The organism is Mesorhizobium sp. USDA 4132, from assembly GCF_056279545.1.
This window is the reverse complement of the sequence record NZ_JBWCCP010000002.1, coordinates 1,552,703-1,574,224: the sequence shown is the minus strand read 5'-3', so window position 1 is coordinate 1,574,224 and position 21,522 is coordinate 1,552,703. Positions and strand designations below refer to the sequence as shown.

Sequence of the window (21,522 nt, the reverse complement as noted above, 5' to 3'; positions counted from 1 at the left end):
ACACATTGGAGCGACCGATATGGCGAAGTCCGATATCCAAAACATGTTGGATTGGAAAAAGCGGCGCGGACAGTCCGGAGCGACCTTTACCCTAGCAGATGAGCTGAGACGGCTGGATGAGTTGTGGAAAGCGAAGGGAGAAGACGCCAAAGATTTCACAGACTTTATTCCGATTCGCCTCGTAACGATCATTGAAGTCTTCATTCGGGAGGCGATCCGTGAGCTAGTTGACGCCGGATCTCCGTATCTTGAGAAGGCAGAAGGACTAGCCAAGAACGCAAAGCTAGATTTCGCGCTGCTTGCTAGCCTCCAAGGACGCAAGGTTTCTCTCGGCGATCTCATCGCTCACACGGTTTCCCTTAATGAGCCGACGCGGATCGTTGCCTGCCTCGCAGAGCTAATTCCGGAATTTGTTTTGCGGCTTAAAGCTTCTCATCCAAGATGGATAGAGGAGCGAGCAGGCTGGCCATTGGCTCTAATCATTCCCGACTATGCCAAGATGATGGCGAGGCTTTCGCGCCTATTCACAGTGCGTCACATTATTACCCATGAGCTGCCTAGCGAGCCAGCATTTCATCCCTCGGAGATTGACGGCTTCCTGACGGCGGCCACCGAATTTATTGAGGCAACCGATTGGGTACTCGTTGAAATGTTGCGAGGCGCAGTCCCTCGAACGCAGGCGGAGATGAATTCTCAAGCTGGAGCTTCTCTTGATCGCCTAACCAAAGAGATGGAGGAGATTATCGGCTGCGTCAAAAAGCGTGGAGAGATTGATGCCGGCTTGCTGAGTGAAGCCCAAGAAGCTTGGGTAGCCTATGCGACAAAAGAAGCCGATTTGCATGCATCTCTTGTCGCGGGAGGGTCCATGGCTTCGATGGTATGGGCCGCAGCTATGGAGGAGGAAACAATCCGCCGAGTGGAAACCGTTCGCTGGTGGGCAGAAAGAGCAGAAGGCGAGATGTAAAAGTTGATCTCCTCTCGGGTTGACGGGCTTAGCTCCAAGAACAGAAACATGCCTATGTAACAAGTATTGACAGGGCACGAAAATAATGTAACAAAATCAATGAGAAGATGGCGAAAATGCGCAGTCCTCTTCTGGGCACCATTCCGATTTGATCCCTACCAAGATCAAATACTTAACGCCTTTCCAAACAATTGCGCATTGGCTACCTTGTAACAAAGGCCTGTAACAATGCGCTTCAGGCTTGTCCGCCCGATAGTTACGAAAGGCTCATCGAATCCGCATTTCGTAAAGCGGATACCCGTCAGATATCCGAGACGTCCTCGTCGGCCGAAAGCTGGTCATTCCGCTGGGCGAGGAGGTTGTGGAATTCGCCGTTACCGCCTTTGCCTATGCTCGGATTTGCAACGGAGGGGCAGTATTAGGAACGGCTCCTCGCCCTCATAGAAGGCGACAATCCGATGCTTTGCTCGCCATTTTTCTATGTGGTCGCGCCCAGGGTCTCGCACTGTGCTCATGCTTGATTTTGCCGTCGTCCTCCTGCGCGGGACAAAACCACCCGCGTGAAACCTATCCTTCGGTATGGGCATGTCCCATCCTTGGCTTGATCGATCCCAACCCTGCCATCCCTTAGGTTGTGCTGCATTGCTGACCGATTTTGGGCTTGTTCCGCGCCCATGGAGGATCTCATGTCGCATACCGAAATAGGCCTACAAGCCCAAAAAGGCTTTCCACCTTCTGTTGCCGGTGCCGCGGCTACGGGTCGCCTGCCGGATTCCATGCCTGGCACGGTTCATGATCTGGGCAATCTCATACAGGTTGCGGTATCCGCATTGAACATCCTCTCCCGCAACGCTCATCTGGCAGCGGACCCGAGTCTGCCGCCCATCGTTGCCAGTGCGAGAATGTCTCTCGGACGCGCCGGAGCGCTTGTGGAGCAGACCCTCCGCCGGGCACGCGAGGGAGAGACCTCGGTGGAAGCCGTCAGCGTCGCTGGCTGCCTGACGGAGCTTAGGGAGTTGGTCGAAACCATCTGGCAGCCCGAAATCCGGCTCGACCTGCAGGTGGAGCCGAATCTGCCGCCCCTGACCTGCAGTCGGATCAACTTGCAGGGCGCCATCATGAACCTGCTGACGAATGCGCGCGATGCCATGCCGGATGGAGGGACTATCGCACTTGCCGCGCGAAGCGCGGGAAAAGGCGGATATGCGGCGGCCGTCGAGATAGAGATCGTGGACAACGGCCTCGGCATGAGCCCGGACACGCTGCAGCGTGCCTTCGAACCCTTCTTCACAACAAGAGCGACGGGGCTTGGCGGCTTCGGCTTGCCGGTGGTCAAGCGGTTCGTCGAGGACGTGGGAGGACATATCGCCGTCGAAAGCAAACTCAATGCCGGCACGCAGGTCACCCTGTATCTGCCGATTGCCGAACGCCGATGACGGCTTAAGCGGAAGTGAAAGACGTTACCGTCTCCGGCGGCGGCTGATTTCCGTGCAGCGAATGTTGCGCTTCGCTGGGCAGTTCAAATTAGTGCTTGCTAACCATAACTCAGACAACTATAGTCCGAGTTATGGCGCATATGACGGCAGGTGTGGAATACGGGCTGCATTGTCTCCTGTGGTTGGCGAGTTCGCCCGGAACGCCGCTCAGCAGCCGCGACCTGGCGGATTTTCAGGGAATTTCCCGGAGTTTTCTGGCGAAGGTATTTCCGAAGCTGGAAAAGGCGGGGATCGTGTCCGCCTCCGAGGGCATCAACGGGGGATATCTGCTCGCAAGGCAGCCCGGAGATATCACGGTTCTGGAGGTTATCGATGCGATCGAAGGTAAGAAACCCTTGTTCGACTGCCAGGAGATTCGCGGCCGCTGCGCCGTATATCGGGAGCGGCCGCCGTCATGGGCAACGAAAGGTGTATGCGCAATCCACGCGGTGATGCTGCGCGCGGAGAAGGCGATGCGGGATTCGCTTGCGAGCCAGACGCTGGCCGATATTGCCGGCGACCTCGGTGGAAAGGCGCCGCCGGAATTCTCCGACGACGTCCGCAAATGGCTTGCGGATAGAACAAAGGGCCGGACCCGAAGCGGTGCAACAGAAGACAGAGCGTTGTCCTGACGGGCTGGGGACGCGTGACATGGATTGCGGCTGGCAATTGCAGCCAGGCGGAGTTGAGATGCTGCCGCTCCGGCAGATAGGGGACCCAGATTGATGAAGGATATATTTATCTTGGCCGGCAACGGCGCCCTTCACTTGTCGGGGTGCGTTCGGTCGCAGGGCGGTAAGGCGAGCGCGCTGCGCATGGTAGCACCTATAATCTGCCTTCTCGGGAGATGATCAGATGGCAACCTCAGCTGTCGTTGCAGATAATCCGCTGGTTCTCGTCGTCGATGATGATGAAGACGTTCGCAACTCCCTTCAGGAGCTTATGGAATCCGTCGGCCTCGACGTCGCCTGTTTCCCGTCGCCCAGGGAACTGTTGAGCGCCGGTCTCCCCGATCGGCCCGGCTGCCTGGTGCTGGATGTCCGAATGCCCGGCGCGAGTGGTCTTGACTTGCAGCATCAACTCTCGGCGCGCGGAATTACGAAACCCATCGTCTTTCTCACGGGATACGGCGACATTCCGATGACGGTGCAAGCCATGAAGGCCGGCGCCGTCGATTTCCTGACGAAACCGGTGCGCGACCAGACGTTGTTGGACGCCGTGATTGCAGGCATTCAGCGGGACGTGGAGCAGAGGGCGCAGGCGGAGAACATCCATCAGCATTCCAGCCGGTTCGCGACGCTGACGCCGCGCGAACGTCAGGTACTTCGTGAAGTTGCGCGCGGCCGCCTCAACAAACAGATCGCTTTCGAACTCGGGATCAGCGAGATCACCGTTAAACTCCACCGCAGCAATGTAATGCGCAAGATGCGGGCTATTTCCATCGGCGAACTCATTCGCGCCTGGGATTCATTACCCTCCAGTGTTCGCGAGACGCCGCAGGCTTGAGTCTGCGCAATACTATCCTCACAACCAAAAGCTGCCCCCGAAGCGACTAGTCTTGGCGCATAAGCGCCGGACGCCTCTTCCTTCGCCACAGGGCCCTGAAGGCTGGGGAATGTCTTCGAGCTTTAGCCGCCGATCATCGGCAAAGCATGAGCCCCTCGCTCGCCGCGGGAGCGATTGTCCTGAGTTCAGGCAGGATAATCTAATCACCCGATCTATCCTACCTGTACTCTGGGACTAGATGGTCGATGCCTCTGTTCGATAGGCTGGCGGCCCGCCGTGACGCATTCTCCTGACCGGTCGAAGAGGCTCTAACAGGAGACATAAGATGCGCGATATCATCAAAACTCTGACGCTCGCCGCAACGGTGGGCACGGCAGTTGCGGCATTCGCACAGGCCGCGGAACCGCGAGCCAAGCCGACGATCGTGCTGGTGCACGGCGCATTCGCCGAGTCGTCGAGCTGGAACGGCGTGATCGGTGCGCTCGCCAAGGACGGCTATACGGCGATCGCCGCTGGCAATCCGCTCCGCAGCGTTGCCAGCGATGCCGCGACTGTCGCAAGCGTCCTCCGCTCGATTTCGGGACCGGTGGTGCTGGTCGGTCATTCATACGGCGGGCCGGTCATCACCGAAGCGGCGAACGGAAATTCGAATGTGAAGGCCTTGGTCTACGTCGCCGCCTTTGCTCCGGAGACCGGTGAATCCAGCGCGAGCCTTTCGGGAAAATTTCCCGGCAGCACGCTGGGGGACGCGTTGACGACGACTGCGCTGCCGGGCGGCGGCCAAGATCTTTACATCCGGCCGGACCGGTTCCACGATCAGTTTGCCGCCGACGTGCCCGAAGACGCGGCGCGGCTGATGGCGGCCACCCAGCGCCCAATCGCGCAGGCCGCATTGGCCGAACCGTCGGGCGCCGCCTCCTGGAAGACGCTGCCTTCCTACGCGATTTACGGTTCCGCCGATCGCAACATCCCGCCAGCCGTGATGAGCTTCATGGCGAAGCGAGCGCATGCGGTGAAGACCATCGTCATCGAGGGCGGTTCGCATGCCCTGACGGTTTCACATCCCAAGGAAATAGTCTCTTTGATCGAGGAAGCAGCCTCGGCGGAATAACGCCGGCAGCAGACCCGCAACTCAATATCAAACTTGAAACCAGGAGATAGGACATGAAGATCGTCGTTATTGGAGGCACGGGCCTCATTGGTTCGAAAACCGTCGAACGGCTTCGCAAGAAGGGACATGAGGTGCTTGCCGCATCTCCAAATTCGGGTGTGAACACAGTGACTGGAGAAGGTCTTGCCGGAGCTCTGATCGGTGCCGAGGTGGTTATCGACCTGGCGAACTCGCCGTCCTTCGACGAGAAAGCCGCCATGGAATTTTTCGATGCAGCTGGTCGCAACCTCTTTGCGGCGGAAAAGACCGCAGGCGTTCGTCATCATGTCGCGTTGTCGGTCGTCGGCACGGACCGTATGCAGGCGATGGGATATTTCCGCGCCAAGCTGCGTCAGGAAGAGCATATCCGCAGCTCAGGAGTGCCCTACACAATCGTCCATGCCACCCAGTTCTTCGAGTTCGTGGGTGCCATCGCCCAGTCGGCAACCGAAGGAACGAATATTCGCGTTCCGACGGGCGCTTTTCAGCCGATCGCAGCAGACAACGTTGCCGACGCCATGGCTGATGCCGCTCTAGCCGAACCGGCGAACGGTATGATCGAGATCGCCGGCCCCGAGCGCGCACCGATGAATGAATTCATCGGGCGTTACCTCAAGGCCACCCACGATCCGCGTACCATCCTCGCCGATCCGCATGCCCGTTATTTCGAGGTCGAGATCGACGACCGGACACTGGTTCCGGATGCCGGCGCCCGCCTTGGCGCGATTCGCTTCGAGGACTGGCTCCAGTCCCCTGCCGCCCAGAAAAAGTAAGCGACTCCCTCGCAAATTCCTCCCGGCTTCACCGGTCTTTCGGGTTGGCAAGCCTTATTTACCAGGAGACGAAGATGATCAGGATATTTCTTTGCGCGGCGGCTCTCGTATTTGCCTCCGCGGCTGCGGTTTCGGCGGATGATGACCACAGCGATGAAAAGGTAACGGTGGTCTACGACCAGCCACTGCCCAACGTGCCCGGTAAGAGCATGAAGGGCGTGCTCGTCGAATATGCGCCCGGCGGCACCTCGCCCGCTCACACGCATCCCAAATCCGCCTTCATTTATGCGACGGTTCTGGAAGGAGCGATAACCAGCAAGGTCAATGGCGGGCCGGTGACCGTCTACCATGCCGGCGAGAACTTTTCCGAGTTTCCCGGCGACCATCACGCCGTGAGCGAAAATGCAAGCAAGACGGAGCGTGCTCGCCTCCTTGCCGTGTTCGTGGTCGACACGAATGAAACCAATCTGACGACCTACGAAAAGTAAGCTCGAACGGGAAAGGCGGTTCTCGCCTGACATCAATGACGGAATGGCGCCCTCTGGCCGGCGCCATTCCGGTTCCGATTGCAATCAATACCGACATGCCCGGCCGTGCCCGCGAGCGCCGTCAGGAGGAAAACCATGCGCATCGAAAAACTCTATCCCATGACATCGGCCCGCCTGATGGTGATCGATGTCGCCGCTACACTGCAGGCCGCCGCCCTAACACTTTCCAATCCGGGCATTGGACTTGTCGTCGTCAGCGAGCGACACGGAAAGGCAGCCGGGGTACTCAGCAAATCCGATCTTATTCGCCATCTGGCTGACCGCGAGGCGAATGCAAGCGTCGAGGCGCTGATGAGCCGCAACATCATTTCCTGCAGCCCGGCAGATGAACTACAGGCGACATGGCAGGTCATGGTGGAAAACAGCATCCAGAACATGCCGGTCCTCGGGGCGGATGCAAAGCCTCTCGGCGTTCTCGATATCCGCGACGCCCTAAAGGTTCTCTTCGAGCAGGAGCAGTTGCAGGAACACATGCTGGCGAACTACGTCGCCGGCATCGGCTACTGACCTCCGAACACCGGGACGATCATCATGCTTCAGGCATATCTGGGTGAAATCGCCGCCGAACCGCTCGCATGGCTGATCATTCTAGGTTTGACCGGGATGGCCGTTTGGAAGCTCATCGGCCCGTTGCGCTCCAATCTGCGGCTCGTGGTGCAGATCGTCTTTTTCACGGCCATGACCTCCGTCCTCGTTTTCGAAGATATTCCGCTCGGTCAATCCCAAGGCCTGCGGATCGGCGACGAGCGTGCCGTATTCATCGTCTTCGGCCAATTGTTGTGGTGGCTCCATCTCTCCTGGGCCGTCATCGGGTTCGTGCGTATCTATCTGGTTTTGGAAGGTAGGCCTCGCGAGGCCCGCCTGCTGCAGGATATTGTCGTCGGCGTCGTCTATATGTGCGTCACGCTCGCCGCCCTGGCTTTCGTTTTCGGCGCTCCTGTCGGAACGCTGATCGCGACGTCCGGCGTCATCGCCATTGCACTTGGTCTTGCCCTTCAGAATACACTCGGCGACGTCTTCTCCGGTGTCGCCCTCAATCTCGGGCATACTTATGCGCTAGGCGACTGGATTCTCCTTGAGGACGGCACGGAAGGACGAGTTACCGCAAGCACCTGGCGTTCGACGCAAATTCTGACGGGCGCCAACAATATCGTCGTGCTGCCTAACAGTGTCCTTGCCAAGCTGAAGCTGACCAATGTCAGCCGGCCCGACGAAACGCATCTCCTAAAGATGACGGTACGGCTGGTCCCGACGCACGCACCCTCGATTGTCGAGGAGGCCATGTTGACGGTTCTGGCCGGCTGCAATTCGATCATGCGCGAGCCACCGCCACTGGTCTCGTTCAGCGGCCTCGATGCCACCGCGCTGGAAATCCGTCTGTTTTTCCGCGTGAGCAATCCACTGCTGAGAATAACGGCTCAGAACGAGGTGATCGATCGATTCTACCGTCATTGCCGATCGTCCGGGCTGCACCTTGCGATGCCACCCTCGGCGATCGCCATCGCGGACGGAACTTACTTGAAAGAAACACCTCGACCGCCTGAAGCGATGCTGCAGGAGGTTATCGATGAGAACCCGATCCTCTCCGGGCTGACGCAATCCGAAAGAGAAAAATTGGCTCAGTCTGGCATCGAGCGCGAATATCGCAAGGGTGACGTCATCGTCGCCCAGGGGCAGGCGCTACCTTGGATGATGATCATCCGCACCGGCGTCGTATCGATGCAGCACGACGAACAGGAAAAAAGACGCCTTTCCTCGGGCGACTTCTTTGGGGGAACCGGCCTTCTGGCGGGAACGGAGGAAGCCTACACGCTGCAAGCCCTAACGCGAGTCACTGCTTACGAGATCGACCAGAAGAGTTTTGCGCAGCTGATCGCCGAACGACCGGCAATAGCCGAGGAGATCGCGGCAATGCTGTCCTCGGGCTCTGGCGGCATCCGCGATCTACGACTTGCAGAAGAGAAACACGAGCGGACTGCCACCGCTTTTCTGAAGTCAATCCGGACGATCTTCAGCAGCTGAATATGGAGGGCAAAGCGGGCCGCACGATCCCGGCATTGCCTCTTTGCGCCGCGCTTGGATCGGATATCTGCTGGCGCTTGCTACGATCGAAAGCTGAATTGCCTCGCGAATCTTCGCCCTATCCTTCGGAACAGGTGTTTTTGTCGCAAGCTCCCGTATACCGTCTTTTGTGGAGAGGCCGTGGCGTAGTTTCGATTTAAGCGCACCATGGCGATCTCAAATGAAATGGGATCGGGTTGAGGCATGTCGAAGTCCGCCGGAGCTTCGGGGATGGGTAGTGGTGGGGGATCGGTAAGGTCACCCGATATTGATGCCGTACAGGCGGCAAAGGTCGTCGAGCGGATCACCGGCAATGGCTGGGCAACCGATGCCGGCGGCAATTTTATCTATGTGACGCCGGCCGCACTCGCCTTTTTCGGTCTCGCTTTGGAAGACCTCAACTCGCCACTGGACGACAATACTTTGGGCTGGAGCCGGGTCGTCCATCCAGAGGACTACGAAGGCGCGGCCGCCATGTGGCAGCGTTGCCTGCAGACTGGCGAACATTACAACGTGGAACATCGCATGCTGCGTGCGGACGGTATGTGGGGTTGGACGCGCAGCACCGGGCATCCGGTACGCAACGACGACGGTACCATTACCGGGTGGTATGGTACGGTGATCGATACCGATACGCCGTCGCCGCGGCGCGACCGTATTGTCGGCGTCGCCCGCGCGCTCAACAACACCACACCCGAAGCGTTCTTGTCGATGGACGCCGTTCACCCGCACGACCGGCCAACGGTGGAGCAGGCAACTGCGCGGGCGTTCTTTCACGGCGTTCCTCAGGTCAGCAGCTACCGGCAGCTTCAAGCCGATGGGAACTACCGCTGGGTCGAGTTTCGGGTGGAACCCGAATACGGCATCAGCGTCGATGTGGATCCGGCGGTGGCAAGGCAGGATAAGCGGTGGACGACCGCGAGCTCTTTCGGTGAGACCGGTGAAGCGGTGCGGGCTGCGCTTGCCATCGAGAACCTCTATGGCGGCGCATGGGCGATGGACGCGTCCGGGCAGTTCACCTACGCAACGCCGACTGCGCAGACCTCTATAGCGATGACGCTCGAGGACCTGAACGAGCTGCTGGAGGGCAAACCATTCCTGGAAGGCGGCGAGCAGGGTTGGCAGCGAGGTACGCATCCGGAGGATCGCAAACGGGTCGGCGAGTCGTTGCGCCAGGCCCTGAGGACGGGTGAACACTGGAATGTCGAATATCGGGTACTACGCGCCAATGGAGCCTATGTCTGGCATCGCGCCGCGGCCCGGCCGACACGCGACAGTCAGGAACGCATCACAGGATGGTACGGTGCGACACTGGATATCGACGTCTACAAAAGAACGGAAGCGGCCCTACGCGAGCGTGAAAGGCAACTGCAACAACTTATTGACACCGTGCCCGCGCTGATCTGGAGCACAACGGCCGACGGAACGCCGACTTATGTCAACAAACCTTTTACCGAAGTGACGGGCGCCACTCTCAAGGATATCACAGCACCGGATGGGTCGCCTTCACTGAGCGTCGTACACCCGGATAGTCGGGAATTGGTGCGCCAGGCCGTCCGGCATTCATTCGCCACGGGCGCTCCGTATATCCAGAGATATCGTCAGCGCCGTGCCGATGGCAGTTATCGCTGGACGGAGACCCGGGCGGAACCCTTACGGGACGAGACCGGCATCATCCTCCAATGGTACGGCGTGAGTTCCGACATCCACGATCTGGTGATGGCCGAGGAGGCGGTGCGCGTGAGCGAACGGCATCTTCAACAGCTCGTCGAAACGCTGCCCGCATTGATTTATTGCGCCATGCCGGATGGCAAACCGATATATCGCAGTCAAAAACTTCGCGAATACCTCGGATTCAATCTCGAAGACAAGGATGAGGCAGGAAAGCCTCGGCTGGATGGCACACTCGAAGCCGTAATCCACCCGGATGACCTGCCGACCATCAAAGAACGATATGGCCATTCGCTATCGACCGGCGAACCGTATGCACAGAGGCATCGCCTGAGGCGGTTCGACGGCGTGTATCGCTGGGTGGAAACGCGCGCAGCGGCGATGCGCAACGGTGAGGGCACGATCGTGCAGTGGAATGGCATTTGCTTCGATATCGAGGATCAAGTGCGCGCGCAGGAGGAACTGCGCCTGGCCCAGGAGAACCTTGCGCGCGCAAGCCAGGCTGCCAGCCTTGCCGAGCTTTCGGCATCCATTGCCCACGAGGTCAATCAACCTCTGTCGGCGGTGATGAACTATTCGAGTGCCTGCCAGCGCTGGCTCAATGCTGAACCGCCGAATATCGAAAGGGCACAGAAAACGCTGGATCGTATCGTCCATAGCGCGAACTCTGCTGCCGACGTCGTCGGCCGCATCCGTGCCCTGTTCAAGCAAACCCCTGCCAAGAGGGATTGCGTGGCGCTTGGCGGCGTCGTGTTCGAGGCCCGCGATCTGCTTGCCGAAGAGGCATCGCGGCGCCGCATCCGCATCGATGTCGAGGGCGAAAGCGGCATTAGGCTCGTCCCGTTCGATCGGGTCCAGATCCAGCAGGTCCTGGTCAATCTCATGCGCAATGGCATGGACGCCATGGCTTCCGTTCCGAAAGACAGGATCCTTCAGGTTCGGGCCCATCGAATGGGCGACATGGCTCGCATCGAGGTTAGCGACCGGGGACGCGGCATCCAGTTCCCCGACAAGATATTCGAGCCTTTCTTCACGACAAAAGATCAGGGAATGGGCATGGGGCTCGCGATCTCGCGCTCGATCGTCGAGGCACATGGGGGGCAGCTTTGGGCGGAAGGGAACGAACCGCGAGGCACCAAGTTCATATTCACGCTACCGGCGGATGGAGGTGCAGGTTCATGATCGCGGGTTGTCGGATATGTCGGAAACTAACTCGCACCGGCCAGGAGGAAGCATAACATGAGCAAGCCCGTGGTGGCGGTTGTCGATGACGATCCAAGGGTTCTTGCATCATTGGAAGAATTGCTGGAGTCGGCCGGATATTTGATCCGCAGCTTCTCTTCTGCAGAATTGCTGCTCGCCCGCGGGCTTGCGGGCGTCGATGTGTTGATCACCGATATCGGCATGCCTGGGGTCGATGGGTTTGAACTTCGCGACCTTGCCAGGCGGGAGAACCCGCAACTTCCCGTATTCCTGATCACCGGGCGGCATGAGATAGCCGATCAGGACCGAGCCCGTGGCGCCGGCGGTTTTCTGCGAAAACCCTTTGACGGACATGCTCTGCTTGCGGCCGTTCGTGATGCGCTAGGCAAGCGGCAAGACTGAGCGCTCCTGAGTTTCCATCGCTTTTCCTGGTCACGAGATCACGGCTGTTTCATCGCAGACGTGATCGGTTCGATTGGCCAAGCATCGGCTTGGAGCGCCTGTATTGATGAACCAGCGATTCACCGTTCGTCCAGGACCTATCCTCAAGATATCAGCGTCTCCATCCTCAATAAGGGCGGGGCCATAACTTAATCCTCGTTCTCGTAAACGAACGGGAGAACCTACCTGTTCTTGGGTGTAGCCCTCCCTCTCCCTCGGCCCAATCGACCGCCAAAAAGCGCGCCAATACACTCCGTCGCATGGTTCGTGCCCCGCACGTTCCAATCCCGCAGAACAGGAGCGCGTTATGACGCAGGCAGAAGCAAATCCCCCCATGATGGGTCAGCAGGAGACAAAAATGAATATCGAGAACACTTCACGCTCCGGCAGGCCGGCAACTGAAGAACTGGTTCCGTCGCGTTATGCGGTGAACATTGGCGAGATCGAAGTGTTGGTAATCAGCGATGGCGTGCTGCCCCTTCCGACCAAGATGTTGGGCCACAATGCCGATGCGGCAGAACGTGCCACCTGGCTGGACAGTATGTTCCTGCCGCAGGAAGCTTTCGACTGGGCGCTGAACGCGGTTGTTGTGCGTAGCGGCGCACAGGTTATCCTGATCGACGCCGGTCTGGGGCTGGATCCGGAATTGAACCTCCCGCGGGCCGGCCAGCTGGTCAAGCGATTGGAGAGCGCCGGCATCGATCTCGGATCGGTGACCGACGTGGTGCTGACCCATATGCACATGGACCACGTCGGCGGGCTCATCGTCGATGGCGTGAAGGAGCGGCTACGTCCCGACCTGCGGATTCACGTTGCCGCAGCCGAGGTTAAATTCTGGGAAGCGCCTGATTTCACGCGTGTAAACATGCCTCCCGGTTTCCCGGATGCGCTTCGGGCGGCGGCCAAACGGTTCGCCGAGGAATACCACAACCAGCTGCGCCTTTTCGACGAGGAACAAGAGGTGGCTCCGGGCGTCGTCGTCTCCCGCACCGGTGGCCATACGCCCGGACATAGCGTGGTCCGCGTCGCTTCCGGAAAAGACCGGCTGATGTTTGCAGGCGACGCCGTCTTTGCGGTCGGCTTCGAGCATCCCGGCTGGTTCAATGGTTTTGAGCATGACCCCGAGGAAGCTGCCCGCGTTCGGGTTCGGCTTTTGCGGGAGCTGGCGGCGACAGGCGAACTGCTGGTCGCCACCCACATGCCGTTCCCTTCGGTCGGGCATGTCGCAGTCGACGGCGACGCCTTCCGTTGGGTTCCGGTTTTCTGGGACTACTGACGATCTATAGGCGACTGCATGCGGTCTGACATTCAGAAGATCGCATGCAGTTTTTTCGCGGCAATTTCGCGTCAGCGGATTTCGGCTCGCGCGATCGTCAATACTAGCACTAAAGCCCCAGAAAAGGTGATGACATGACTGCGATGGAAATGCGCATAGTCGCCGGTATTTCAGTTCCTCACAACCGGCTCATAGACCGCGCGATAGAGCACGCGCACCATGCCTACGAGCCCTATCTCTTCAATCATGTCATGCGTTCCTGGCTTTTTGCGGTAAAGCTCGCTGAGCTGCAGAACATAGCCCATGACGCCGAAGTGCTTGCCATCGGCGCGCTGCTGCATGACATAACCCTCAACGATCGATTTGCGGGGCCCCGCCGCTTCGAAGTGGAAGCAGCCGACCTTGCCCGAGATTTCGCGACGGAAGCGGGGCTCAACGGACGGCGCGCCCAGTTGATCTGGGACAGCGTTGCGCTCAATTCGACACCGTCGATCGGGCTCTACAAGGAGGCTGAAGTGGCCCTTTGTACTACCGGCATTTGTTTTGATGTGGTCGGTCTGAAATATAGCTTCATCCCGTCATCTGACGTGCGGGCGATCGTTGCCGAATTCCCGCGGCTCGGAATGAAGCGGAAAATGACCTCCTGTTTCTGCCATATCGCGAAAACGCAGCCGGAAACCACCTATGACAATTTCGTGCGGGACTTCGGCGAGCGTTTCGTTCCGGGCTATACGGTTCCTTCCTCGGTCGATCTTGTTGCAGGTGCTCCCTTCGACGAGTGATGGGCATACTTTACGGCCCGGTGCAGAACGGTACCTCGCCCATCTGGGACGGCGACGAAGAACCAGGCAGGATATTGGTTATCACCCACCCAAGTTACAGGTCGGCGAGGGTTCTGGCCTCGCCGGCCATGTAATCGCAAAATAGTCTTACACGTGCCGGAACAGTCCGCCCATAAGCATGCAGTATATTAAGGGGGAGCTTCGGAAGTGCGATTTTCGGCGCGAGATCGACGAGCGTGCCGGCTCGCACGTCGTCTGCGACCAGGCATCGCAGAAGAAAGGCCGCGCCAAGCCCGCTCAATGCAGCCTGGATCAGGGCCGAGCCCGTGTCGCAATCGACCCGTCCCCTTGGAATGAAAGTCGTGCCGTCCGCAAGCCTGACAGGTTGTACGGCACCATCCATGGTGTAGCGCGCAAAAGGTAAACCTGGGAGGTCATCCACTGATCTTGGACGTCCGGTTAATTCAAGAAGAGCCGGGGAGGCGACGATCGCCATCGGTAGATCCGCCAGGCGGCGGACGATCAGGTCCTCCTGCATTGGCGAGCCGGCGCGCAGGACGACATCGTAGTCCTCACGAACTAGATTGACGAAACGATCGGTCAGCCCGATATCGAGCTGGAGGTCCGGATAATCCTTCGCAAACGTACCGAACAGGCGGGGGAGTAGCAGCGGTGCAAGCTCGCCGGGCATGCTGATCCGCAGCCTGCCGGAGGGAGCCGCTTCTGGCCGGATGGCTTCATCGCTCGCATCGAGTTCGCGCAGCAGCGGAGCGACGCGCTCAAAGAATGCCTGCCCATCCTGCGTCAGGGTCAGCGCTCGAGTCGAGCGCAGGAAAAGCCGCGCACCGATCTTCTTCTCCAGCCGTGCCACGCTTTTCGAAACCGCCGATGGTGTCGTGCTGAGATCGCGCGCCGCCGCCGTGAACGATCCCGCTTCCATGGTCCTTACGAACGCCATCAAACCTGACGTTTCATCCAGCAGGTTCGGCATTTACATCTCCATGGCACAGATCATGTGCCCGACAGGGGGCTAATAGCTCGCACCGCTAGCATTTATCTCATCCCCGAAAGAAAAGGAGATAAACAAAATGCAGCATCTTGCAGACAAGGTCGCCGTAATCACAGGCGGCAATAGCGGTATCGGTAAGGCGACCGCCCGACTGTTCGCAGAGGAAGGCGCTCAGGTCGTTATCACCGGCCGGCGTCAGGACATCGTTGATCGGGCGGTTGGCGAGATCGGCCATGGCGCACTTGGCCTCGTCGGCGACGTCGCCGATCCGGAGCATCATCAAAAGCTTGCGGACGTGGTGAAGACGCGCTTTGGCGGGCTGGACATCTATGTGGCTAATGCCGGCGTCATCAACCTTACCGCCTCTGACACCGTTACACTGGAGGACTACGACCGGCACTTTGCCACCAATACCCGCGGTGTTTTCCTTGGCGTGCAGGCGATCGCGCCGCTGATCCGGGTCGGCGGCAACATCATCGTTACGAGCTCGCTCGCCGCCACCAAGGTTCTGCCAAATCACATCGTTTATGCCGGCTCCAAAGCGGCTGTTGCCGCGTTCGCGAAGAACTGGGCGATCGAGTTCAAGCCGCGGAAGATCCGCGTCAATATCCTCAGCCCCGGACCGGTGGAAACCGCCATCCTCGGCAAGCTGGGCGTTTCGGAGGCCGATCGCCCGGCGTTCGAGGACTACATGGCATCCCTTATCCCTGCTGGGCGGATGGGGCGTCCGGAGGAAGTCGCCCGCGCGGCACTGTTCCTCGCTTCGGCAGCGGGAAGCTTCGTCAATGGTGTCGAATTGCATGTCGATGGCGGCATGACGCTGGCCTAAAGGATCGAAGCAGCCAATCCCTACGGGTTGGCTGCTTCGGGCGATTATACTTCGTCAGTTTGGACGCTGGATTCCTTCATAATAATCGCCGCTATCGATGGCCTTCTCATCCAGGAGACGGCCGTACGCGGGAGCTGTGTGCGACACCGAACCGGTATAGTCCCGGCTAACCGGCGGGCGGGACTGTTGCCTGACGGTATTCTTCTGGGCACCTTCGTAATAATCTCCCTCTGCATAGGTAACGCTGGCAGAGCCTGCTGCGGCAATCAGTACGAGCGCGAAAGCGGTCTTGATGTTTGTCATGGTTGATCTCCTTCAGAGTTGTCCGAGGTGCTGGGTTGCGACCTCACCTGCGGAATGTTTCGGTGGATTGCATGAACTGCGGGACGGAGTTAGTTGATGTCTTCGTCGCCCGGTTTTCGGTTGTCGCGAGACGTGCGAGGACGAATTACGTCCGGTTTTCCAGAGTTATAAGCGACTGCAGCGGTCGTGACCGCCGACCGTCCAGAAGGTTCACGATGCTCCTTTCCGAAATCGGCCGGCGTTCCGACGAGGGCCGACGAAACAAGCAGTCCGGACAGAGCGTAGAGAGTGGCTTCTCTCAGCATGTCATTCTCCTTATGGGTTTACATTCGTATTCCAGTGACGGGGTCCATTCCTGATCATGATGCTACGTCGATAACAGAAGTAACGTCTGATCACTTTCGGAAATAAATAGCATAGACGCCTTCACGAAAGGTATGTCATTGACTTAAACAATCGCTATTGGGTCACTAATTTTTCTTGATCATTGCTTCTCCTTAACTGTGACTGTCGATCTTCAAAGAATATCGCAAAGGAGACGCTGAAGACATTTCAGAGTTGCTCGGAATGTTGAGGGATTGCGGTCTATAGGGCCGCCCGCCGCCATTCGCCGGGGGTCAGGCCCGTATGGCGCTTGAAGGCCACACAGAAGGCGGTGAGGGTCCCGTAGCCCAGCACGCCTGCGATATCCGTGATCTGCATCATGGGATCCCGCAGCATGGCCATGGCCTGTTCCATCCGCCTCTGGCGCAACCATTCGGAGGGTGTCATGCCGGTGCTTTTCTTAAACGCGCGGCAGAAGTGAAAGCGGGAAAGGTTGGCCGCTTCGGCGAGCGCGCCGAGCGAAAGATCCTCCTCCTTTTCAGACGACAGCCGCTCGAGGGACATCCGCAAAATCCCCGGCGCCAGGCCGCCCGAGGCTTTTTCTAACGCCTCACAGACGCCTGCATGGGTTTTCACCAGATGGATGGCGATCAGGCTTGCAAGCTGCTGGCGATAGAGCCCGTCCAGGCTGCTGATACCATTGGACGACTGATGCGCCATCGTAAGCAGGGTCGCCATCACGTTGTCCTGCTGCGCTGTACTCTCGACCAACGATCGACCTTCCCCGGGGCATTCTCGGGCAACCCGGTCAAGGAGATCCGGGGAGAGATAGAGCTGCACGATGTCCATTGGCCCGTGAATATCCCAACGTGACGTCGATCCTGCCGGGATGAAGGTTATGCTGCCTTGGCGTCCCATACCTGTCGCATATGCCTTCCCGGACCGGCGCTCCAGCCGCTGCATAGCGCCGAGATAGGTCATGATCACGTGATCCGACATGGGGTGCACGACGTCGTGGAACGGGTTGTGTTTCCATCGGGCGAGCCGGGTATCAAAGGGATCGTCGATACGGAAGGATTCCACCGGGGCAGTGCGCAGGACACGCTCCATTTCGCGGTCCGGTGACACATGTCCCTCCTGCGGTCTGTCATCTGCCATCACATCAGGAGGAAGCGCCTGAAATTTGAAAGGAGCCATGCTTCAATCCCTCCAGCGAACTCGTCGTCGAGAACGTGAAAGGAAGATAGAATGCAGCTACCGCTGACGATATTGGCCACTGGAGTATGCCGATCTGTTCCGGCGAATGGACAGTCCTTAGCAAATGCCGTGCTTAACGCCGACTATCTGAGGAAACATCCTGTGCTCAGGGATAGCGTTCACAATCAAAGCATTTGCTGGCGCCAACATCGGCATTGGCCGCGTCAGCTCGGGAATTATAATGTCACTCTTCAACTGGAGTCGCTGTCCGCTTGCTTTTGAAAATGTCATAAAAAGAACCGGGAAGCGGCGCTGGCGGCGGATAGCGCCGCTTCCCAGCCGACTACCGCTCGATAAAGGCGAGCAGGTCGGCGTTGACGATTTCGGCATGCGTCGTGCACATTCCGTGCGGCAGGTTGGGATAAATCTTAAGGGTGGAGTCCCTTAGAAGCTGGGCCGAGAGCAGCGCGGAGTCGGCGATCGGCACGATCTGGTCGTCATCGCCATGCATCACAAGCGTCGGCACGGTGATCTTTTTGAGATCTTCGGTGAAATCCGTTTCTGAAAACGCCCTGATGCCGAGATATTGCGCGTTGGCACCACCCATCATCGACTGGCGCCACCAGTTCTGGACGATCGTTTCGATCTTTTTGGTGCCTTCCTGATTGAAGCCATAGAAGGGACCGCTTGCGAGATCATGGTAAAATTGTCCGCGGTTTGCGGCAAGTTGTGAACGCAGGCCGTCGAAGACTTCGATCGGCAATCCGCCGGGATTTGCCTTGGTCTTGACCATGATCGGTGGCACGGCGCCGATCAGTACCAGCTTTGCGACGCGTCCGTCAGGCTGGCCGTGCCTGGCGACATAGCGCGTGGCCTCGCCGCCACCGGTCGAGTGCCCGATATGAATGGCGTTGCGAAGATCGAGGTGCTTGGCGACTGCAGCAAAATCGGCCGCATAATGATCCATATCGTGGCCGTCGCTGACCTGGCTCGAGCGGCCGTGGCCCCGCCGGTCGTGGGCGATCACACGATATCCCTTGCCGAGGAAAAAAAGCATCTGGGTGTCCCAGTCGTCGGCGGAAAGCGGCCAGCCATGATGAAAGACGAGCGGCTGAGCGGTCTTTGGGCCCCAGTCCTTGTAGAAGATCTCGACGCCATCGGGAGTGGTTACGTAGTTCACGTCACTGCTTTCCTTGTTGGTCTGACGGCTTTTGGAGGCGGTGCTCTTGGCTGCGGCGCCGGCGGGCATTGCCGCCAGAACCGAAGCGGAAAGACCGGCAATCAGCACGTTGCGCCGGAACGCTTGCGGTGGCTCGAAAAGATGTTCGCTTGTATTCGACGAATTCGGGAAAGAGTTTCCGATCATGATTTTCTCCGTGTTTGATGCATCCACGAGAGAGGTTTTACCCAATTGCGAAAACCCATGACCTTTCAGAATTGCGCTGCGTGTAGCGGAGTTGCTGTCCTTTTCACGGCGCGGCTCCAGAAGGTTTTGAACTCTCTTCGGGCGACGTGACGCATCCCAAGCCAAGGCCGGTTGATGCCTCTTCTCGATGATGTCCCGGGGCGGCCGATATGGATGGACGACGTGCTCTCGTGCTTGATCCTCAACCGGCCGACGTTCAGAATCGCGATCGTGCTATCCCGGTTCTGCGACGGTCTCGGAAGATCTTACCGTTCGTGGCATCCTATCTTGCGACCTATCCTCTCGACCGTTATACTGTTTTTGAAAAACAGTATAACATCGGAGTCGAGCTTATGAAGTCTATCGACCTCATGTATCAGACGATGCTCGCCGAGCTAGGTCAGCGCTCGCTCGACGCCGCTTGGACGGCCGATTTCCCTCCGAAGGGTCGGTTCACCCCGGCGAACATCAAGGGGCGCAAATACTGGTACTTCGACATTCCAGATGGACATGGTGGTACGAAACGTCGTTACGTCGGTTCTGCTGATGATCCGGATATCGCGCAGCGCGTAGCTGATCATAAACGGGACAAGGACGATCTACGCGCTCGCAGGCGCTTGGTAAATACCCTGACCCGCGAAGGCGGGATGGTCGCCCCTGACGCCATATCGGGCGACATTGTCGAGGCTCTTGCCGATGGCGGTCTCTTCCGGCTCCGGGGTATTCTCATCGGCACGGTGGCCTTTCAGTGCTATTCAGGACTGCTGGGCGTCCGCCTTCCTATGGCTGCGATTCTGACCGGCGATGCGGACATCGCCCAGGACTATGCCATCAGTCAGGAGGTTGAAGACAGTCTGCCTCCGATCGTTGAGCTGTTGCAGGGCGTCGACGCCAGCTTCCGGCCAATTCCACATCGATCGGGATCCGCGGCCTCGTCGGCGTTTCAGAATGCCGACGGCTACAGGGTTGAATTCCTGACGTCGAACCGTGGTTCGGATGACTACGTCGACCAGCCGGCGAAGATGCCCGCCCTTGGTGGCGCCAGCGCGGATCCATTACGCTTTCTCGACTTCCTCATAAGGGAACCCGTCAGGACAATGCTGCTCCACCGAAGCGGCGTCCCAGTCGTCGTCCCCGATCCGTCCCGGTATGCGGTCCACAAGCTCATAGTCGCTAGTCGCCGACACACTGATGGGCAGGGCCCGGCGAAGCGAGAGAAGGACGTTCGTCAAGCTGCGCTGCTCCTTGAGGCCCTGCAGCAGACAAGGCGATCTGCCGACTTGGCGCTCGTCTACAACGAAGCATGGGAGCGCGGGCCTGCGTGGCAAGAAGCTATTCGAACCGGGGCGGGAATGCTGCCTCCACAAGATGCCGAGCGGCTCCGCACCGTCCTGATCGAGGGCGCGAAAAAGAACCGCGAAGAAATTGAACTTCCGTTTGGAGAGTAGGCTGTCTTCCACCTCGAAAGCCAAGCAGTTGATTTAATTCGAAAGTGGCGAAGACAAATATGGTGTCGAGAGTTCATGTCCACTCAATAGCACCGACTTCCACTGATCGACCGCCCCAAGCATACTTCATCTGGTATTGTTGATAGCACACATCATATCCTGCATCCGCCTTACGATGTCGTCCAGCACTGCAATGCGCTGCCCGCCTGACGGACGGATGGCGAAATAGGAGACTTCGATCTTCGGCTCGAACGGAATGGCGATGATGTCGGCGCTGGCGGACCGAAGGCTGGTGTGATCGACGATGCCGACACCCATTCCCGATGCCGCGAAATAGCAGCAGTTCAGCATCGAGGTTTCCATCGTGCTGATCGGTTGATGGTCTTCATTCGAAAAGGCGCGGTCCAGCGCCAGCCTGAGCGGCGAATTGCGGCCCGGGATCAGGACGCGCTCGTCCAGAAGGTCGGCGGGCGTGATAACCTTGCGAGACGCCAGCCGGTGGCCGGGCGCCATGGCGGCGACCGCATGCGAACCGTGCAGCAGGACGGCATTCTTGTCGGCCATGCGCGGCGAGCTGAAGACGAAGCCGAGATCATAGCGGTTTTTCTCGACCATGTCCCAGATATGGCGGCTGTTTTCGACATCGATCACCAGTGGGATGTCCAAACGTTTGCCGACAACATCGATGATCGCCTGATGCAGGTAGGGCCGGACCAGTGAGGTGACGCTGGCGATCCTCAGCACGATGTTCTTGTGCCGGCGGATATCGTCGGCGGCCTGGGCGATCTGGTCGAGGCCGAGATAAAGCCGCTCGACCTCCCGGAAGAGCTGCGTCGCCTCGGCTGTCGGCATCAACCGGGTTCCGACCCGTTCGAACAGCCTGATCTCAACGATTTCCTCCAAGTCGCGGATGAGGCGGCTGACGGCAGGCTGAGTGACGTTCATCGCCTCGGCGGCGGCGGTAATGCCGCCCGTCATCATCACGCTTCTGAAGGCTTCGACCTGCCGTGGTTTCAATCGCATGCGCTTGGCTCTCCCATAACATTAGGACATGAACGGAATACCAAATGCAATTTTTCTTTTCTGGCCCGAGGCTTTAATGCCATCTCTAATCCGCTGGGAGAGCGCGGATTTCGGAAACCCCGGAGGAGCTCCAT

The 21,522-nt window shown here is 58.7% G+C and carries 20 protein-coding genes and 3 pseudogenes; 17 read left to right on the top strand and 6 right to left on the bottom strand.

From position 1 onward, the window contains the following. The first annotated feature begins 19 nt into the window (after positions 1–19). From ACZ9IU_RS30150 to ACZ9IU_RS30085, 14 genes and pseudogenes are all read left to right on the top strand, one after another. Positions 20–964, top strand: coding sequence for a lysozyme inhibitor LprI family protein (locus ACZ9IU_RS30150; protein WP_040124124.1), 945 nt, complete (start codon positions 20–22; stop codon positions 962–964). 686 nt (positions 965–1,650) lie between these two features. Further along, complete coding sequence (locus ACZ9IU_RS30145; protein ID WP_040124125.1) at positions 1,651–2,400, top strand: sensor histidine kinase; 750 nt, start codon at positions 1,651–1,653, stop codon at positions 2,398–2,400. Positions 2,401–2,531: 131 nt separating this feature from the next. Beyond that, positions 2,532–3,071, top strand: a complete 540-nt coding sequence (locus ACZ9IU_RS30140; RefSeq protein WP_040124126.1) for an RrF2 family transcriptional regulator — start codon at positions 2,532–2,534, stop codon at positions 3,069–3,071. A 223-nt stretch (positions 3,072–3,294) separates the two neighbouring features. Further along, positions 3,295–3,945 carry a response regulator transcription factor gene (locus ACZ9IU_RS30135; RefSeq protein WP_040124127.1) on the top strand — a complete coding sequence of 217 codons (651 nt, stop codon included), beginning with the start codon at positions 3,295–3,297 and terminating at the stop codon, positions 3,943–3,945. A gap of 325 nt (positions 3,946–4,270) precedes the next feature. Beyond that, on the top strand, positions 4,271–5,056 hold the full coding sequence (locus tag ACZ9IU_RS30130) for an alpha/beta fold hydrolase (protein WP_157885286.1): 786 nt from the start codon (positions 4,271–4,273) through the stop codon (positions 5,054–5,056). Positions 5,057–5,109: 53 nt separating this feature from the next. Then, on the top strand, positions 5,110–5,868 hold the full coding sequence (locus ACZ9IU_RS30125) for an SDR family oxidoreductase (RefSeq protein ID WP_040124129.1): 759 nt from the start codon (positions 5,110–5,112) through the stop codon (positions 5,866–5,868). A gap of 74 nt (positions 5,869–5,942) precedes the next feature. Further along, positions 5,943–6,356, top strand: a complete 414-nt coding sequence (locus tag ACZ9IU_RS30120) for a cupin domain-containing protein (RefSeq protein WP_040124131.1) — start codon at positions 5,943–5,945, stop codon at positions 6,354–6,356. 135 nt (positions 6,357–6,491) lie between these two features. Then, positions 6,492–6,923 (top strand): CBS domain-containing protein, encoded by a 432-nt coding sequence (locus tag ACZ9IU_RS30115; protein WP_040124133.1) that lies wholly within the window; start codon positions 6,492–6,494, stop codon positions 6,921–6,923. Between the two features lie 24 nt (positions 6,924–6,947). Then, complete coding sequence (locus ACZ9IU_RS30110; RefSeq protein WP_040124134.1) at positions 6,948–8,438, top strand: mechanosensitive ion channel family protein; 1,491 nt, start codon at positions 6,948–6,950, stop codon at positions 8,436–8,438. 243 nt (positions 8,439–8,681) lie between these two features. Then, positions 8,682–9,272: pseudogene (locus tag ACZ9IU_RS30105) on the top strand (PAS domain-containing protein); the annotation flags it as partial. A 339-nt stretch (positions 9,273–9,611) separates the two neighbouring features. Continuing rightward, positions 9,612–11,330, top strand: a pseudogene (locus ACZ9IU_RS30100) (PAS domain-containing protein); the annotation flags it as partial. Positions 11,331–11,387: 57 nt separating this feature from the next. Next, entirely contained in the window at positions 11,388–11,753 is a 366-nt protein-coding gene (locus ACZ9IU_RS30095) for a response regulator transcription factor (RefSeq protein ID WP_040124136.1), read from the top strand. A gap of 397 nt (positions 11,754–12,150) precedes the next feature. Then, entirely contained in the window at positions 12,151–13,068 is a 918-nt protein-coding gene (locus ACZ9IU_RS30090) for an MBL fold metallo-hydrolase (RefSeq protein WP_437179070.1), read from the top strand. 134 nt (positions 13,069–13,202) lie between these two features. Next, positions 13,203–13,850 (top strand): HD domain-containing protein, encoded by a 648-nt coding sequence (locus ACZ9IU_RS30085; RefSeq protein ID WP_040124139.1) that lies wholly within the window; start codon positions 13,203–13,205, stop codon positions 13,848–13,850. 94 nt (positions 13,851–13,944) lie between these two features. Here the strand turns inward: ACZ9IU_RS30085 and ACZ9IU_RS30080 are convergent, their stop codons facing one another. Further along, positions 13,945–14,841, bottom strand: coding sequence for a LysR family transcriptional regulator (locus tag ACZ9IU_RS30080; RefSeq protein WP_040124141.1), 897 nt, complete (start codon positions 14,839–14,841; stop codon positions 13,945–13,947). 97 nt (positions 14,842–14,938) lie between these two features. Here ACZ9IU_RS30080 and ACZ9IU_RS30075 point away from each other — a divergent pair, with 97 nt between their 5' ends. Beyond that, the gene (locus ACZ9IU_RS30075; RefSeq protein WP_040124143.1) at positions 14,939–15,688 is read left to right on the top strand and encodes an SDR family NAD(P)-dependent oxidoreductase; all 750 of its coding nucleotides are present in this window, start codon (positions 14,939–14,941) and stop codon (positions 15,686–15,688) included. A 54-nt stretch (positions 15,689–15,742) separates the two neighbouring features. Here ACZ9IU_RS30075 and ACZ9IU_RS30070 read toward each other — a convergent pair whose 3' ends face one another. From ACZ9IU_RS30070 to ACZ9IU_RS30055, 4 genes are all read right to left on the bottom strand, one after another. Continuing rightward, a complete protein-coding gene (locus tag ACZ9IU_RS30070) occupies positions 15,743–15,991 on the bottom strand; it encodes a hypothetical protein (protein ID WP_040124144.1) in 249 nt (82 codons plus the stop codon). Between the two features lie 89 nt (positions 15,992–16,080). Next, on the bottom strand, positions 16,081–16,296 hold the full coding sequence (locus tag ACZ9IU_RS30065) for a hypothetical protein (protein WP_157885287.1): 216 nt from the start codon (positions 16,294–16,296) through the stop codon (positions 16,081–16,083). A gap of 280 nt (positions 16,297–16,576) precedes the next feature. After that, positions 16,577–17,512 carry an AraC family transcriptional regulator gene (locus ACZ9IU_RS30060; RefSeq protein ID WP_040124145.1) on the bottom strand — a complete coding sequence of 312 codons (936 nt, stop codon included), beginning with the start codon at positions 17,510–17,512 and terminating at the stop codon, positions 16,577–16,579. A 343-nt stretch (positions 17,513–17,855) separates the two neighbouring features. Further along, positions 17,856–18,692, bottom strand: a complete 837-nt coding sequence (locus tag ACZ9IU_RS30055) for an alpha/beta fold hydrolase (protein ID WP_040125692.1) — start codon at positions 18,690–18,692, stop codon at positions 17,856–17,858. A gap of 392 nt (positions 18,693–19,084) precedes the next feature. Here ACZ9IU_RS30055 and ACZ9IU_RS30050 point away from each other — a divergent pair. Both ACZ9IU_RS30050 and ACZ9IU_RS30045 read left to right on the top strand, forming a co-directional pair. After that, positions 19,085–19,210 (top strand): annotated as a pseudogene (locus ACZ9IU_RS30050) (IS5/IS1182 family transposase); the annotation flags it as partial. 60 nt (positions 19,211–19,270) lie between these two features. Beyond that, positions 19,271–20,365 carry a nucleotidyltransferase family protein gene (locus tag ACZ9IU_RS30045; protein WP_040125693.1) on the top strand — a complete coding sequence of 365 codons (1,095 nt, stop codon included), beginning with the start codon at positions 19,271–19,273 and terminating at the stop codon, positions 20,363–20,365. 126 nt (positions 20,366–20,491) lie between these two features. On the opposite strand, the gene ACZ9IU_RS30040 is transcribed toward ACZ9IU_RS30045, so the two are convergent. Beyond that, positions 20,492–21,388, bottom strand: a complete 897-nt coding sequence (locus ACZ9IU_RS30040) for a LysR family transcriptional regulator (RefSeq protein ID WP_040124146.1) — start codon at positions 21,386–21,388, stop codon at positions 20,492–20,494. Positions 21,389–21,522 lie beyond the last annotated feature (134 nt).

Coding starts and splice junctions, on each gene's coding strand:
- ACZ9IU_RS30150 (WP_040124124.1), top strand. CDS start 20: ATGGCGAAGTCCGATATCCAAAACATGTTGGATTGGAAAAAGCGGCGC.
- ACZ9IU_RS30145 (WP_040124125.1), top strand. CDS start 1,651: ATGTCGCATACCGAAATAGGCCTACAAGCCCAAAAAGGCTTTCCACCT.
- ACZ9IU_RS30140 (WP_040124126.1), top strand. CDS start 2,532: ATGGCGCATATGACGGCAGGTGTGGAATACGGGCTGCATTGTCTCCTG.
- ACZ9IU_RS30135 (WP_040124127.1), top strand. CDS start 3,295: ATGGCAACCTCAGCTGTCGTTGCAGATAATCCGCTGGTTCTCGTCGTC.
- ACZ9IU_RS30130 (WP_157885286.1), top strand. CDS start 4,271: ATGCGCGATATCATCAAAACTCTGACGCTCGCCGCAACGGTGGGCACG.
- ACZ9IU_RS30125 (WP_040124129.1), top strand. CDS start 5,110: ATGAAGATCGTCGTTATTGGAGGCACGGGCCTCATTGGTTCGAAAACC.
- ACZ9IU_RS30120 (WP_040124131.1), top strand. CDS start 5,943: ATGATCAGGATATTTCTTTGCGCGGCGGCTCTCGTATTTGCCTCCGCG.
- ACZ9IU_RS30115 (WP_040124133.1), top strand. CDS start 6,492: ATGCGCATCGAAAAACTCTATCCCATGACATCGGCCCGCCTGATGGTG.
- ACZ9IU_RS30110 (WP_040124134.1), top strand. CDS start 6,948: ATGCTTCAGGCATATCTGGGTGAAATCGCCGCCGAACCGCTCGCATGG.
- ACZ9IU_RS30095 (WP_040124136.1), top strand. CDS start 11,388: ATGAGCAAGCCCGTGGTGGCGGTTGTCGATGACGATCCAAGGGTTCTT.
- ACZ9IU_RS30090 (WP_437179070.1), top strand. CDS start 12,151: ATGAATATCGAGAACACTTCACGCTCCGGCAGGCCGGCAACTGAAGAA.
- ACZ9IU_RS30085 (WP_040124139.1), top strand. CDS start 13,203: ATGACTGCGATGGAAATGCGCATAGTCGCCGGTATTTCAGTTCCTCAC.
- ACZ9IU_RS30080 (WP_040124141.1), bottom strand. CDS start 14,841: ATGCCGAACCTGCTGGATGAAACGTCAGGTTTGATGGCGTTCGTAAGG.
- ACZ9IU_RS30075 (WP_040124143.1), top strand. CDS start 14,939: ATGCAGCATCTTGCAGACAAGGTCGCCGTAATCACAGGCGGCAATAGC.
- ACZ9IU_RS30070 (WP_040124144.1), bottom strand. CDS start 15,991: ATGACAAACATCAAGACCGCTTTCGCGCTCGTACTGATTGCCGCAGCA.
- ACZ9IU_RS30065 (WP_157885287.1), bottom strand. CDS start 16,296: ATGCTGAGAGAAGCCACTCTCTACGCTCTGTCCGGACTGCTTGTTTCG.
- ACZ9IU_RS30060 (WP_040124145.1), bottom strand. CDS start 17,512: ATGGCTCCTTTCAAATTTCAGGCGCTTCCTCCTGATGTGATGGCAGAT.
- ACZ9IU_RS30045 (WP_040125693.1), top strand. CDS start 19,271: ATGAAGTCTATCGACCTCATGTATCAGACGATGCTCGCCGAGCTAGGT.
- ACZ9IU_RS30040 (WP_040124146.1), bottom strand. CDS start 21,388: ATGCGATTGAAACCACGGCAGGTCGAAGCCTTCAGAAGCGTGATGATG.